Here is a 14,147-nt window from a genome sequence, read left to right as displayed (position 1 = left end):
CTATTTAAAGATTCTACACTATAACGTTTGCGCATGTTTTCAGTTTTTAAAGCCTCAAAAATGAACGAATTGTTTACTTTTGTTTTTAGATTTTTACAATACTATGATATATATAAAGCCTGAAATTTTAGAAAGAATAAACAGCTGGCTAACCCCTGCTTTTGATGGTGAAACTCAACAAACTATAAAAGATAGTATTGCCAATGACCCAGAAGGCATTCAAGAAAGTTTTTATAAAGACTTAGAATTTGGGACTGGTGGTATGCGTGGTGTTATGGGAGTTGGAACTAATCGCATCAATAAGTATACCTTAGGGAAAAGCACCCAAGGATTAAGTGATTATTTACACAAACAATTCCCAAATGAAACTCCTAAGGCTGTTATTGCATATGATTGCAGACATAATAGTAAAACATTAGCTAAAGTAGTTGCAAATGTATTTTCTGCTAACGGCATAGAAGTTTATTTATTTGAAGATTTAAGAGCTACCCCAGAGTTATCGTTCGCGGTAAAGCATTTAAACTGTCATTGTGGTATAGTCCTAACCGCTTCACATAACCCACCTGAATACAACGGTTACAAAGTGTACTGGCAAGATGGAGGACAATTAGTACCTCCACATGATGGCGCCTTAATTGATATTATAAATCATGTTGACTACGCTAAAATAAAATTGGAGTCGAATGATAGTCTCATTCACTACATTGGTAAAGAGGTAGATGATATATTTATTGATGCCTCGGTTAAAAACGGATCTGTAGGAGCTACTCAAAGTGCTAAAGACGACTTAAAAATTGTATTTACTTCGCTACATGGAACTTCAATAACTGCCGTTCCTGAAACTTTAAAACGTGCTGGGTATAAAAATGTGTCTATAGTAAAAGAACAGGAAGTTCCTGATGGGGATTTTCCAACAGTAGCTTCTCCCAATCCAGAAGAACCGGCAGCTTTAAAAATGGCTTTAGAATTGGCTGAAAAACAAAATGCTGATATTGTTATTGGTACTGATCCTGATTGTGATAGATTAGGAGTTGCGGTTCGTAATTCAGAAGGGAACTTACAATTACTTAACGGGAATCAAACCATGGTAATGATGGTCGATTTTCTTTTGAAAAAATGGAAATCAGAAGGTAATATTAAAGGTAACGAGTTTATTGCAACGACCATTGTATCTACGCCCATGCTTAATAAACTTGCTGAGAGTTATGGCGTAAGCAATAAAATAGTTTTAACTGGTTTTAAATGGATTGCTAAGTTAATTAAGGATTATCCTGAACTAGATTTTATAGGTGGTGGAGAAGAAAGCTTTGGTTTTATGGTGGGCGATTTTGTTCGTGATAAAGACGCGGTAACCTCAACCCTATTGGCTTGTGAAATTGCAGCAATAGCAAAATCAAACGGAAGCTCATTTTATGACGAACTTGTTAAATTATATGTCGATTATGGCTGCTATAAAGAGAAACTAATTTCTTTAACAAAAAAAGGTATTGAAGGCGCAGAAGAAATCAAACAAATGATGTCTGATGCCCGTGAAAACCCTTTAAAAGAAATTAACGGCTCTAAAGTATTAAAGTTTGAAGATTATGATTTATCAGTATCTAAAAACATGATTACTGGGGAGACCTCTCGTTTAGATGTTCCTAAATCTAACGTGCTTATTTATTATACTGAAGATGGAAGTCAAGTCGCTTTAAGACCAAGCGGTACGGAGCCAAAAATAAAATTCTATGTAAGTGTTAATAGGACATTAAGTACTATTGAAAATTTTAAAAATGTCGAGACAGAATTAGATAATAAAGCTGAAGCCATTTTAAAAGACATGAAGCTTATTTAATGAGCCATTTTACAAACATACTTCAATACGCAAAACCATATAAAGGTTATGCCATAGGACATATCATTTCCAACGTGTTTTTCGCATTGTTTGGCACCTTATCTATGGTGGCCTTAAAACCCATGTTGGACGTCATTTTTGACCAAGGAAATAAAGTCCCGCCTTCAGAGGCACCAAAATGGCTAGGTTTAAATGAATTAGGCAAATTTGCAGAAGAATTCTTGTCATATCATATGAATGAATTTACTGGAGGTGATAAATCTAAAGCACTTGTGTTTGTAATTGGGCTGATAATAATCATGTTCTTGTTGAAAAATATATCGGCATATTTAGCTAATTATTTCTTGGTATTTTTAAGAAATGGTGTGATTAGAGATATTAGAAATAAAGTTTATAAAAAAACTATTGAATTACCTCTATCCTATCTATCAGAACAAAGAAAAGGGGATATTTTAGCGAGAGTTACGAGCGATGTTCTAGACTTACAATATTCATTTTTATCGGTGCTTGAACTTATAATTAGGGAACCATTGACTATTATTTTTACAATAATAGCTATGATTTATATAAGTCCACAGTTAACTTTATTCGTTTTTATTTTTATACCCCTAATGGGCATAATAATTTCACGGATAGGAAAAAGTCTAAAACGGAAATCTGACCGAGTTCAAAAAGAACAAGGTATATTTTTATCGACTCTGGAAGAAACCCTAACAGGATTAAGAATTATAAAAGGATTTAGCGCAGAAGACAGATTCAACAAAAAATTTCAAGAGTCTACAACACGATTCTATCACTTCTCAAATAAACTTGCCAACCGCCAAAACCTCGCTTCTCCAACAAGTGAGTTTTTAGGTATTTGTATGATTTCTGTTATTCTCTGGTATGGAGGAAATCTTGTGCTTAGTGGAAATGCTGGGTCTATGTTAACAGGGAGTACTTTCTTGGTTTATATGGGCTTATCATATAATATTTTAACACCGGCAAAAGCCATATCTCGTGGACTTTATAATATCAAAAAAGGAGGAGCGGCAGCAGAGCGTATTCAAGAGATTATAGACACACCAAATCCTCTAAAAGACAAACCTCATGCAATCGTAAAAGATAGTTTTGATACTAACATCACTTTTGATAACATTTCATTTAAATACCAAGATGATTTTGTTCTAAAAGATTTCAATCTTACTATTCCTAAAGGAAAAACAGTTGCCCTTGTTGGTCAATCGGGTAGCGGAAAATCAACAATAGCTAACTTAATTACGCGCTTTTATGATGTTAACAAAGGAAGTATTAAAATTGATGGCATTAACATTCAAGATTTAACAACAAGCTCTTTACGCAGTCAACTCGGTATAGTTACTCAAGATGCCATTTTGTTTAATGACAGTATCAAAAACAACCTAAAATTAGGAAAAGAAAATGCATCGGATGCTGAAATTATTGATGCGTTAAAAGTTGCTAACGCATGGGAATTCGTTAAAGATTTACCTGAGGGCATTGAAACTAATATTGGTGATGCTGGCAGTAAGCTTTCTGGAGGTCAAAAACAACGTTTGAGTATTGCTCGAGCCGTGTTAAAAAGTCCTCCAATCATGGTTTTAGACGAGGCCACTTCAGCTCTTGATACTGAAAGTGAGCGTTTAGTGCAAGTTGCTTTAGAGAATATGATGAAAAACAGAACATCAATCGTTATTGCACATAGACTATCTACCATTCAAAATGCAGATGAAATTATAGTACTAAAAAAAGGTGAAATAGCAGAACAAGGCAAACACAGTGATCTTATTGCTAAAAAAGGTGTATATCAAAAGTTAGTAGAAATGCAAAGTTTTGAATAAAACCCAAAACATTACAAAAATAAAAAAGGATAGAGACTTGGGGGTTCTATCCTTTTTTTGTTCATGTTAGACTTGGGGACGACTAACAACATAAATAGGTTTCTGATACAAACATAATCCATTAATACATATCTTACAAGAAAAATTACATTTAATCGTGTTTTAAGTACACTTAATCGATATTTTTTGTTTTAATCCATTGATTTTCAGCAACATAATTTAATTGAAAAATTTACCCAAATTTCCGATTAAACTTTTACTATATTTAATAGTCTAAAGTCTAAAGAATTGCCAGTGACAGATGAAGAAAAGCTATTAGCCCAATTAAAATCTGAAATCCAAAAAGACCAAGCCTTTAAAGTGCTTCTCGAGCTTTATAAGGAGCGTTTATACTGGCATATAAGGCATATTGTTAAATCACATGACGATACTGACGATGTGCTTCAAAACACCTTTATTAAGGTTTACAAGAATATTAATAATTTTAAAGGCAACAGTCAACTCTTTTCTTGGATGTATAGAATTGCGACAAATGAATCTATAACTTTTATTAACAAGAAAGCCAAAAAGCTACATATTAGCAATGCAGAAGTTCAAGAAACAGCAATAAACAATTTAAAATCAGACATTTATTTTGAGGGCAATGACATTCAACTCAAATTACAACAAGCTATTGCCACATTACCCGAAAAACAACAATTGGTGTTTAATATGAAATATTTTGAAAACCTAAAATATAAAGATATGTCTGAAATTCTTGAAACTAGTGAGGGCGCCTTAAAGGCCTCCTACCATATTGCAGTAAAAAAAATCGAAACCTATTTAACTAATAATTAAACCTTTGCATTATTTTGTAGTCAAAAAGGTAAGCACAACAAAAACGTGAAAAAAAGTAATTTAAATAAAATAAAGTCTACAGGCTTCAAATTACCAGATGACTATTTGGATTCTTTTGAAGAACAGGTTTTAGGCAAAATACATGATAAACCTAAATTGGATGCTATAGAAACTTCAGGTTTTAAAAAACCCGAAAACTATTTTGATAGCTTAGAAGAAAGAATTGCACAGAAACTTTCAAATCAAAAAGAAACTAAAGTTATTACATTAAACGCCAAAAGAACGCTGGTCTATTTATCTGGTATAGCTGCTGCTATTTTAGTATTATTTAATCTCGCTATCTTTGACAGCAAGCCGTCTTTTGATGATTTAGAAACTGAAACAGTTGAAAATTACCTCTTAGATGAAAGCATTACATCTTATGAAATTGCTGGACTCTTAAGTGACGAACAGATTGAGGAAGTTATTATTCTAGATCATAATTTAAGTGAAGACCATATTGAAACTTACCTATTAGATAATGCTGACATTGAAACGTTAATGATAGAATAAAACCCGCACCTAAAATGAAAAAACTACTCCTAATATTTCTACTGTTATTCTCTTTAAACATAACAGCTCAACATGGAAATCGCGAACGCATCAAAGCGCTAAAAGTCTCCTTTATTACTGAAAAATTGGATTTATCTGAAAAGGAAGCTCAAGAGTTTTGGCCAATATATAATGACTTTGAAAATCAAATCTCAAACATTAGACATAAAGAAATTAGAGCCTTAAAAAAAGAAATAAAAGAGAATGCTGACAATATGACTAATGAAAAAGCAAATACTTTTATAACAAAGCTTAATGATGCTGAAACTCGAATGCTTAAACTGCGTCTAGATTTTACGAAAAAGCTTTCGAGCATCATTCCTGCGAAAAAAATAGTTCTTCTCAAAGTTGCTGAAGATGATTTTAAAAGAAAAATGTTCGAAGAATATAAAAAGAAGAGAAAAGGAGGACATTAAAAAGCTCCGCGAATCCACACGGAGCTTTACAACAAAAAATTAATTAATCTAAAATTCCCTTTTTAGAATATCTATATGTCTTTTTAATCGCATAACATCAATTTCTATAGTACCATTATATACACCACGGATGTACCCCTTTTTATCAACAAGTACAAAGTTCTCGGTATGTATAAAATTACTGGGGTCTTGCGTTTTAGTAAAATCTTCATCAGCAAAATAACCTGTTCTCGCCATACTGTATAGTTCATCTTTATCACCAGTTACTAAGTTCCATTTAGTATCCAAAATACTATTCTTTAGAGCATAATCCTTAAGTAAGGGTACCGAATCTCTCCAGGGCATTACCGTATGAGATAGCAACATAATTTCACTGTCATTTTTATAGGCTTCCTGAATATCCTTCATGTTTTTTGTAAGCTTCGGACAAATACCAGGGCAGCTAGTAAAAAAGAAATCGGCAATATAAATCTTACCTTCATAAGTTTCATTAGTTACTTCGTTTCCATTTTGATTAGTAAATGAAAACGTTGGTATTATATGTTTGGGGCTGTTCCATTCTGGTGTAAAATCCGGAGTGTTAAAATATGGCAAACTTAAAACAGATTGCTCTTTCCGTTCTTCCTTGCAGGATAATAGCATTATTAAGATTAATAGACTTATATGTGTTAGCTTATAATTCATTTTACCTCGTCATTATTAACGGTTACGGTATAGCATTTTTTCAAACCTATTAACCCAAAGCGCTCACCTTTTATCACTTGATAATTTGCTTTAATTTGTCCGTCTGGTTTCCAAAGTCTTTGCGCACCATCTTCCTTTCCGTTCTTATAATTAAAAGCCCTTAGCGGTTGCCCAGATTGATACCATTCTTTCATGCTTCCATTGTACTTCCCTTCGTTATTAAAATGATACTCGAATTTTAAATTACCGTTCTCCCACCACGCTTTGTGTATTCCTACTTTGAAGCCTTTAGCATAAAAACGCTCCATGAGTTTGCTTCCATTTTCATACCACTGAATTTCAGATCCATCTTTTCGTCCTTCAATATATTCAACCTTACTCTTTATAACTCCAGAATCGTAACTCGACATGATAATGCCGTTGAAAGGAGATTTATTATAAAACAACACACCATTATCTAAGGTCAAGTTTATATCTAAAACATTAACGACTTGCTCATTTATAGTTGAATTGCATCCAAAAAATACGCAAAGGGCTAGAACAATATTTAAAAAGGTAAATCTCAATTATCGTGTTATATTTCCAGGAGTTCCAAAATACCCGTTACCATTCAAATACGGATCTTCGCTTGTTATATGGTAATGATAAATACCATCCGGAAAATCAGCGGTCGTCGAAGTATGACCATGATAAGCATCCAAATCTGAATTTGTAACAACCTCTCCATTTTCCATGGGTCCGTAAACGGGAAAACCATCAGATAAAAGGCCTAAAAAAGCATCCTCCCCAAACTGCTGTGTTAAAAATGTAGGTTCAATATGATAATGATATTGTCCCGTACGTTGAGGATGACCTAAATACTGGTCGAAGGAGTTAATCTCATTAGTTAAAGGTTCGTCTGGACCTGCATATTGGTTATAAAAAACCACACCATTTCTTGAAATGCCAATTGGTCCCAAACCTGTAACTTGTTTATCTGATGCTTCAGCCGGATTAAGTGTTATAGTGAACACAATATTTTGTTCACTTATTCTATTCGGGTTTAAATTAAAATTTGAGTTCGTCCCATTATAAGCTTCATATAAAGGATTACTTGTCTCATAATACGGACTTGGGTGATTTGGTAAATCGGATGTTGTAAAAGTAACTGTATTTCCATTTACAGCGAAAGACAACCCGGTTCCTTCAAATTTTGAAAGTACACCAGTTATGTCGTAATCTGTGTCTCCAACTTCTTCTTGCTCTTCCTCTTGTGCAACTTCTAAAGTATCATCTCCGCTTGAACATGCAACAAAAATGAAAAGCATACATAAAGCCACTATAGCAAAGTCTTTTATTTTTCTCATAGTTAATCTCTGTTTATTTTAGTTTTCTTAGTACTAATTCTGTTGTAGCCTTTTTCTGATCTTCATCAGCACCAAATAAATTAAATATCATATAAATATTTAAAATGAGTAATACTATAATTGAAATAGCTAGTACAATCATGAATTTACTTCGGTTAAATTGCATTATTTTGGGTTTGTTTATTCTTTTAGATGCAGCTTCTAGAAAAAACTTGTGGTTTATTAAAAAAAGCTTCACCATGGTGCGAAGCTCTTTTCAAAAAACTAACAAACCAAACTAACTCTTTATTTATTTAAGTAACTATTCACAGCAGAATTTCGTGATGCTACATGATTTTTTAATTGACTAACAGCCGTTTGAAAATCAGAACTCGAATTCAAAAAGGTGAACCCATCGAGTTCTGATGTTGCATATTGTTCTATTAAAGTGGCATACGAACTGTATAATACTTGCATGTTACTTGTATTAAAAGCCTCGTCTACAACCTCTTGAAGATAGGTTTCATATTTAGCTCGATACATTTCATCTTGATACATATAACCAATTATTGGCCACTCTGAAGTATTCAAATCGGAAAAATCTAATGCCAATGAACCCCCTCTTTTTCCATCCTGGAGTGCTTCATTATTATCCCATGGAATCCAGGTTAATTTACCCATATCTGGATTATTGTAAAGAAAATAATTATGGGTCATACGCCCATAAGTATCCCAATTTTGAACTATGGTATTAACGGCTAAGTATTTTAAAAACACATCGGTATCAAAAACAGCTTCAAGATTTGTTCTCCATGTTGCGGCATCTGTTTCTCTCAAACCATCATTAATTGTAGTCAATAAAGCTTGAACATCCGAAAAATCGGCCTCATCTTCATTAGTTTTCTTAACGTACTCTTCTTCACTAAAAGTTCCAACGGCAAAACTTGCTGCATCGCCATCTGGCTTGTATAAATTTCCATCATCGTCAGAAAACTGCTCATCTATAACCGTATCGTCAACCTCTTCAACTAAAGTATACAATCCAAAGTATTGAGGTCCATCACCATGATCTACATAGAGGGTGTAAAATGCGGTATGAGAACCAACTAAACCAGCATTTCTAAAGATATCGCCAGCAACTTTTTCACGCAACATGGATTTATCATCAAAATTGTTTTTAAGACTTAATTTTTTAAATCCATAGAACCGTTGATTATCAATTTGCGGATATTCATCTTCAAACTCATCAAAATCCAATTTAAATGATAATTTCAAAATCCCATTTCTCCAACTCGACTGTAAACTAGAATTCCCTTTAAACCGAACGCCAACGCGATACCATTGCTTATTATTATAATATACTTCGGCAGGTACGAAAATGGGGTTTTCATCGGTTTCCATTAAACCGCCACCAGTATTTCCTCCACCAAAAGTTCCATAGGCAGCAGTCATATCATCCAACATACTTTGCCATCGAGCTTCTGTAATAACTATATCCAACCTTTTTACTGTGTTGTCTTCAAAAACCTCATCAAAATTTGGATCGACATCCTTGGTATGCGTTTCTGTTGTCCAATCTATGGCTTCAAAATCTGTATCGTCTATTACAGCATCTTCTTGCTGCTCTTCCTCCCCGTCCGCTATCTCCTGAACCGCGTTGTCATCATTACTACACCCAACAAAGCATAACACAAGTAATACAAAAATTGATGTTTGACTTATTGATTTTATTAAATTTATCGTTTTCATAGCTATAGTTTTAAGTTTTTTCTATTCTCTTTCTTTTCTTTTTGGCTTAGGAGCCTTCTTAAATTCCTCTTCTGTTATAAACCCATCTTCATCTTCATCGACTTTATCAAAATGTTCTTTTAATGGCCCCTTAACTTCTTTCTTCGATAATTTTCCATCTTCATTGGCATCCATCTTTTCTAATAATTGCGCAAAAGTTGGACGTTTCTTCCTTTCTCCTCTATTTTCAGATTGCCCAAAAGAACTTGTAGACACAAAAAGTGTAATTCCAAAAACTAAAACACCTGTTCTCAATACATTTTTCATCTTTTAAAATTTTATTGTTATACACCTTTAGATGCGCTCATGTTTTTAAACTTGTGAATCCATCTGTTAAATAAAACATAAAAAAAGACCTTCAATATTTTGAAGGTCTTTAAAATCTTTCAGTAGTCCTTTAATGAAGAGGTGGTGGTCTATTCCCTTCTCTATCTCTAGGTCTTGGCGGTCTGTCATTTGGCCTTACACCTCTTGGCGGCCTTTGATCTCTGCCTCCCCGTTTAAGCGCATCATGAATTATTTTTCTAAACTTCTCTTTCTGTTGCGCTTTACACAATGCCTCTACTTGTTTAAAGTGCCTAAGAACTTCTAAATCTTTTGCGGCTTCATTTTTGCCAATTAAAGTGGCAATAGAATCTGTATCAGCACCACGGGAAGAAGTATCAGACAATCCACTAAACAACTCATCCTTTAACTGTCTAATCTCATCAGAAATACCACGAATGCGTTGCCTATGTTCTCTAGTTAAAACCCTAAACTCGTCTTTTTGTGAATTACTAAAACCTAATTCATCCATTAAAAAAGCTCCGGGAGGTTTTCGTGCCTCTTGTTGCTGCTCCTTATCAGGATTTCCTAAATAATTATAAAGAAAAAAACCATTCACAATAATTAGAAAAAGAAGCAAAATATATAAGAGTAAATTTCTCTTCATAACTAATTATTTAAAATTGAAATATCATTATCATTAGGAGATAACCCATAAGACTCTGCAAACTCCATAACACTTTCTTCGTAAGTGGCAGTTGCTTCTAATCTTGTAAAAGCAATTACATTTAAGACAACTACACAAACTAAAGCTGCTAACTGTAGTTTAGGTGTAAACCACGACCACAGGTCAGCCTGCTGTACTTCCTCCTTTTCAGAAAAAAGTTTATTCATGGTTTTTTCTTTAAAAAATGGAGACACATTAACGGGTTTTATGCTATCCAAAGCATCAAAAGTATCGTTAATTTTATGCTGTATATTTCTCTCTGTATCCATATCAAATATTTAGATGCAATAAATTTTAAAAACTTGCGTTAACTATTATTTTTATAAAAATTACTTAAAAGCTTCTGTAAATTCTTTTTTGCCCGAAACATGAGCGACTCAACAGATGACACACTTTTCTCTGTAATAGCACTAATCTCTTGGTAACTCTTTCCATCTACTTTATGCAATGTAAATATCACCTTCTGCGCATCAGGAAGTTGATTGATAGCATGGAATAAAACTTCGCTGTTCTCTTTATTTTCTAAAATAATCCCCGGGTGGTTCATCTCTGTAAAATAACTGGTTTTATCTATAGGAATATCATTTCCCATAATAGACTGCAAAAAACCAAACCGCTTTTTTGTATTTCGTTTTCTAATAAACTCCAGGCATTTATTAGTAGTTATTCTATAGATCCAAGTCGATAACTTTGAGTTTCCTTTAAACTTTCCAATACTTTTAAAAACCTCAACAAATACTTCTTGAGCAATATCTTCGGCATCCTCTTTGTTGGGAACAAATGATAAACATGTAGCGAACACTTTCTGCTGAAATTGATCCAACAACTTCCCATAGGCATTCGCATTATGGTTTCGTAATTCTGCTATAAATTCGTTTTCAGACAAATAATAGATGTTAAACTTATATATAAGTTTAGATGCTTAAAAAAAATTAAACTTGCGCGATGTAAAAATGTTTTTTGACTACCAGACCAATCTCTAAAAAAGTCTTTAACTCAATCATACTAGCTCAACAAATCAAAGGTAAACCCAAACGCAATTTAAAAGAATAAAACTAAATATCTTAAACAAATACATCATTACTCAATTACACATTTATAACGTACCTTTGCAGGCTCAATAAAACACCATGCGATTACACAGAAATCTTTGCTTCGCCGTGATAGACGGATTAACACTTATATTTAACGAAGGCAAATACGCCGATAAAGTTATCCAACAATTACTTAAGCGCGATAAACGTTGGGGCGCTCGGGATAGAGGCTTTGTAGCCGAAACCGTTTACGACATAGTACGCTGGAAACGCCTATATGCAGAAATTGCAGAAGTAAAAGAACCTTATGACCGTGATAACCTTTGGCGCATGTTTGCCGTTTGGGCAACCTTAAAAGGCATAAAATTACCCGACTGGAAATATTTTGAAAACACACCTTTACGTAAAATTAAAGGACGTTTTGATGAGCTTTCTAAAATCAGAAAATTTAGAGAATCCATTCCAGATTGGATAGATGCCGTTGGTTTAGAAGAATTAGGCGAAGCTAAGTGGACCAAAGAAATAGCCATGCAAAACGAAAAGGCAGACGTTATTTTAAGAACCAATACTTTAAAAACTACTAAAGAAAATTTACAAAACACATTAGCCGATAATGGTATTGAAACCGAATTTATAAAAGGCTACGACTCTGCTTTAATACTAACCGAACGTGCCAATGTATTTGTAACCGATGCCTTTAAAAAAGGTTATTTTGAAGTACAAGATGCATCCTCGCAATTGGTGGCCGATTTTCTAGATGTGGCACCAGGCATGAAGGTGGTAGACACATGTGCAGGTGCGGGAGGAAAAACATTGCACATCGCTTCTTTAATGCAAAACAAAGGGCAAATTATAGCCATGGACATCTATGAAAGCAAACTTAAAAAGCTTAAAATAAGAGCTCGTAGAAACGGTGTACATAACATAGATTTAAAAGTGATTGATTCTACAAAACCAATCAAAAAACTATACAATAAAGCAGACCGTGTTTTAATAGACGCCCCATGTTCCGGGTTAGGCGTTTTAAGAAGAAACCCTGATGCTAAATGGAAACTAGAACCAGAGTTTTTAGACCGCATAAGAGGGGTACAACAAGACGTATTACAGCAATACTCTAAAATGGTAAAAGAAGGCGGTAAATTAGTTTACGCCACTTGTTCCGTTTTGCCTTCTGAAAACCAAAACCAAGTAAATGCCTTTTTAAAATCTGTAGCTGGCGCTAGTTTTAAATTAGTAAAAGACAAAAAACTATTGGCAAGCACCAGTGGTTTTGATGGGTTTTACATGGCATTGTTGGAGCGTAAAGCGTAATTTCCTGATACACTTAGCTTGTTTCAGAATCTGTTCTTGTTTATCTTGGTTGTATGAAAACCAAAAACATAGTATTTCTAGGAAAAAGTATTGACAATTACATTGCTGGAAAAAACGGCGAACTCGATTGGTTAGATACGATTCCAAATCCAGACCAATTAAGTATGGGCTACCATGAATTGATGAAAGAGATTGATGCTATTATCATGGGAAGCACCTCATTTAAAACGGTTTTAAGTTTTGATATAGAGTGGCCTTATAACAAACCAGTTTTTGTATTAAGCAGGTCCTTAAAAACTATTCCAAAAAATCTTGAAGATCAGGTCACTTTAATTCAAGGAGATGAAAAAAGCATTTTAGAGCGTATTCACAACAAAGGCTTTAAGAATTTATACATTGACGGTGGTAATGTAGTCCAAAACTTTTTAAAGCAAGATTTAATTGATGAACTCAGATTAACTACCATTCCTATAGTTTTAGGTGATGGTATTCCTTTATTCGATGTGCTGCCTAGGTCATTGAAATTTGAACATGTTAAAACCGAGGTGTTTTGTAATCAAATTGTGCAGAGTACTTACCTACGTAAAAGGCAAACATAATAGATGACTGGCAACCTAAAAGATTACCTCTCAAATTATCTAAATGATACCATCACTAAGGTTACACCCGTCTCCGGAGGTGATATCTCCACCGCGTATTGTATTACAACCAAAAACAACCTTTACTTTTTAAAAACCAATGGCGCTCCAAACGCAATGGCCATGTTTCAAAAAGAAACTCACGGACTGAAATATATTGCTAAAACAAACACCATAAAAACGCCACAGGTTATAGCTTGTGATAACTTTGAAAAAGAAGCGTTTCTGTTGATGGAATTTATAGAATCTAAACAAGCTATCAGGGAAGATTATAACGCTCTAGGCGAACAGCTAGCACAATTACATAAATGCTCTGCAGAGCATTTTGGTTTAATTGGAAATAATTTTATTGGCAGTTTGCCTCAAAGTAACACTACACACGCCTCTTGGGTTGACTTTTACACACACGAGCGCTTAGTCCCTCAACTACAATTAGCCAAACAAAAGGGTTTGATTCAAGATAGTGAATGCCCGCCTACAGCGCAAATAAAAGAAAAACTAAACCCCTATTTTGCTAACATAAAACCATCACTACTACATGGTGATTTATGGGGTGGTAATTACCTCATTTCAAAAGCTGGCGACCCTTATTTAATTGATCCCGCGGTTTATTTCGGACATCACGAAGTGGACATTGCCATGACAAAATTGTTTGGTGGCTTTAACACGACCTTCTACGAATCGTACCACACCTATTTTCCTTTAGAAGATAATACATCTCACAGAATTAAGATATACCAATTGTACTATTTGTTGGTGCATTTAAATATGTTTGGAAGTTCTTATTATAGCTCTGTGGCTTCTATTTTGAAAAAGTTCTCTGCTTGATTTTGTAAAAATTTTCAACTACCTTCGTTTGA

The 14,147-nt window shown here is 34.0% G+C and carries 17 protein-coding genes; 8 read left to right on the top strand and 9 right to left on the bottom strand.

Features of this window, described 5'->3' with window-relative positions:
* Positions 1–103 precede the first annotated feature (103 nt).
* The 5 genes from Q0857_RS10340 to Q0857_RS10320 all read left to right on the top strand — a co-directional run bounded on the left by Q0857_RS10340 (position 104) and on the right by Q0857_RS10320 (position 5,516).
* On the top strand, positions 104–1,834 hold the full coding sequence (locus Q0857_RS10340) for a phospho-sugar mutase (RefSeq protein ID WP_298534742.1): 1,731 nt from the start codon (positions 104–106) through the stop codon (positions 1,832–1,834).
* Entirely contained in the window at positions 1,834–3,672 is a 1,839-nt protein-coding gene (locus Q0857_RS10335) for an ABC transporter ATP-binding protein (protein ID WP_298534740.1), read from the top strand. Before Q0857_RS10340 ends, Q0857_RS10335 begins: the two co-directional genes overlap by 1 nt.
* A 294-nt stretch (positions 3,673–3,966) precedes the next feature.
* Positions 3,967–4,509, top strand: a complete 543-nt coding sequence (locus Q0857_RS10330) for an RNA polymerase sigma factor (protein ID WP_298535090.1) — start codon at positions 3,967–3,969, stop codon at positions 4,507–4,509.
* Positions 4,510–4,554: 45 nt separating this feature from the next.
* The gene (locus Q0857_RS10325; protein ID WP_298534739.1) at positions 4,555–5,061 is read left to right on the top strand and encodes a hypothetical protein; all 507 of its coding nucleotides are present in this window, start codon (positions 4,555–4,557) and stop codon (positions 5,059–5,061) included.
* A gap of 14 nt (positions 5,062–5,075) precedes the next feature.
* Positions 5,076–5,516 (top strand): sensor of ECF-type sigma factor, encoded by a 441-nt coding sequence (locus Q0857_RS10320; RefSeq protein ID WP_298534736.1) that lies wholly within the window; start codon positions 5,076–5,078, stop codon positions 5,514–5,516.
* A gap of 48 nt (positions 5,517–5,564) precedes the next feature.
* Here Q0857_RS10320 and Q0857_RS10315 read toward each other — a convergent pair whose 3' ends face one another.
* From Q0857_RS10315 to Q0857_RS10275, 9 genes are all read right to left on the bottom strand, one after another.
* Positions 5,565–6,200, bottom strand: a complete 636-nt coding sequence (locus Q0857_RS10315) for an SCO family protein (RefSeq protein ID WP_298534734.1) — start codon at positions 6,198–6,200, stop codon at positions 5,565–5,567.
* Positions 6,197–6,766 carry a hypothetical protein gene (locus tag Q0857_RS10310; RefSeq protein WP_298534731.1) on the bottom strand — a complete coding sequence of 190 codons (570 nt, stop codon included), beginning with the start codon at positions 6,764–6,766 and terminating at the stop codon, positions 6,197–6,199. The genes Q0857_RS10315 and Q0857_RS10310 overlap by 4 nt, the downstream gene beginning before the upstream one ends.
* A complete protein-coding gene (locus tag Q0857_RS10305; protein WP_298534728.1) occupies positions 6,767–7,546 on the bottom strand; it encodes a YHYH protein in 780 nt (259 codons plus the stop codon).
* 13 nt (positions 7,547–7,559) lie between these two features.
* On the bottom strand, positions 7,560–7,712 hold the full coding sequence (locus Q0857_RS10300; RefSeq protein WP_298534725.1) for a hypothetical protein: 153 nt from the start codon (positions 7,710–7,712) through the stop codon (positions 7,560–7,562).
* 119 nt (positions 7,713–7,831) lie between these two features.
* A complete protein-coding gene (locus tag Q0857_RS10295) occupies positions 7,832–9,274 on the bottom strand; it encodes a CotH kinase family protein (RefSeq protein WP_298534722.1) in 1,443 nt (480 codons plus the stop codon).
* 21 nt (positions 9,275–9,295) lie between these two features.
* Positions 9,296–9,580 (bottom strand): EF-hand domain-containing protein, encoded by a 285-nt coding sequence (locus Q0857_RS10290; RefSeq protein ID WP_298534720.1) that lies wholly within the window; start codon positions 9,578–9,580, stop codon positions 9,296–9,298.
* Between the two features lie 130 nt (positions 9,581–9,710).
* Positions 9,711–10,244 carry a hypothetical protein gene (locus Q0857_RS10285; RefSeq protein WP_298534718.1) on the bottom strand — a complete coding sequence of 178 codons (534 nt, stop codon included), beginning with the start codon at positions 10,242–10,244 and terminating at the stop codon, positions 9,711–9,713.
* Between the two features lie 2 nt (positions 10,245–10,246).
* Positions 10,247–10,573 carry a hypothetical protein gene (locus Q0857_RS10280; protein ID WP_298534715.1) on the bottom strand — a complete coding sequence of 109 codons (327 nt, stop codon included), beginning with the start codon at positions 10,571–10,573 and terminating at the stop codon, positions 10,247–10,249.
* A 38-nt stretch (positions 10,574–10,611) separates the two neighbouring features.
* Positions 10,612–11,190 carry an RNA polymerase sigma factor gene (locus Q0857_RS10275; protein WP_298534713.1) on the bottom strand — a complete coding sequence of 193 codons (579 nt, stop codon included), beginning with the start codon at positions 11,188–11,190 and terminating at the stop codon, positions 10,612–10,614.
* A gap of 244 nt (positions 11,191–11,434) precedes the next feature.
* Here Q0857_RS10275 and Q0857_RS10270 point away from each other — a divergent pair, with 244 nt between their 5' ends.
* From Q0857_RS10270 to Q0857_RS10260, 3 genes are read left to right on the top strand one after another with little or no spacing between them, the layout of a single operon-like run.
* On the top strand, positions 11,435–12,649 hold the full coding sequence (locus Q0857_RS10270; RefSeq protein WP_298534711.1) for a methyltransferase domain-containing protein: 1,215 nt from the start codon (positions 11,435–11,437) through the stop codon (positions 12,647–12,649).
* Positions 12,650–12,702: 53 nt separating this feature from the next.
* Complete coding sequence (locus tag Q0857_RS10265; RefSeq protein ID WP_298534709.1) at positions 12,703–13,248, top strand: dihydrofolate reductase family protein; 546 nt, start codon at positions 12,703–12,705, stop codon at positions 13,246–13,248.
* Positions 13,249–13,251: 3 nt separating this feature from the next.
* Positions 13,252–14,115 (top strand): fructosamine kinase family protein, encoded by an 864-nt coding sequence (locus tag Q0857_RS10260; protein WP_298534708.1) that lies wholly within the window; start codon positions 13,252–13,254, stop codon positions 14,113–14,115.
* Positions 14,116–14,147 lie beyond the last annotated feature (32 nt).

Origin of the sequence: uncultured Algibacter sp., assembly GCF_947495925.1 — a bacterium.
Lineage (GTDB): Bacteria > Bacteroidota > Bacteroidia > Flavobacteriales > Flavobacteriaceae > Algibacter_E.
The sequence above is the reverse complement of the archived record's forward strand: the minus strand, read 5'-3'. Positions and strand labels throughout refer to the sequence as shown.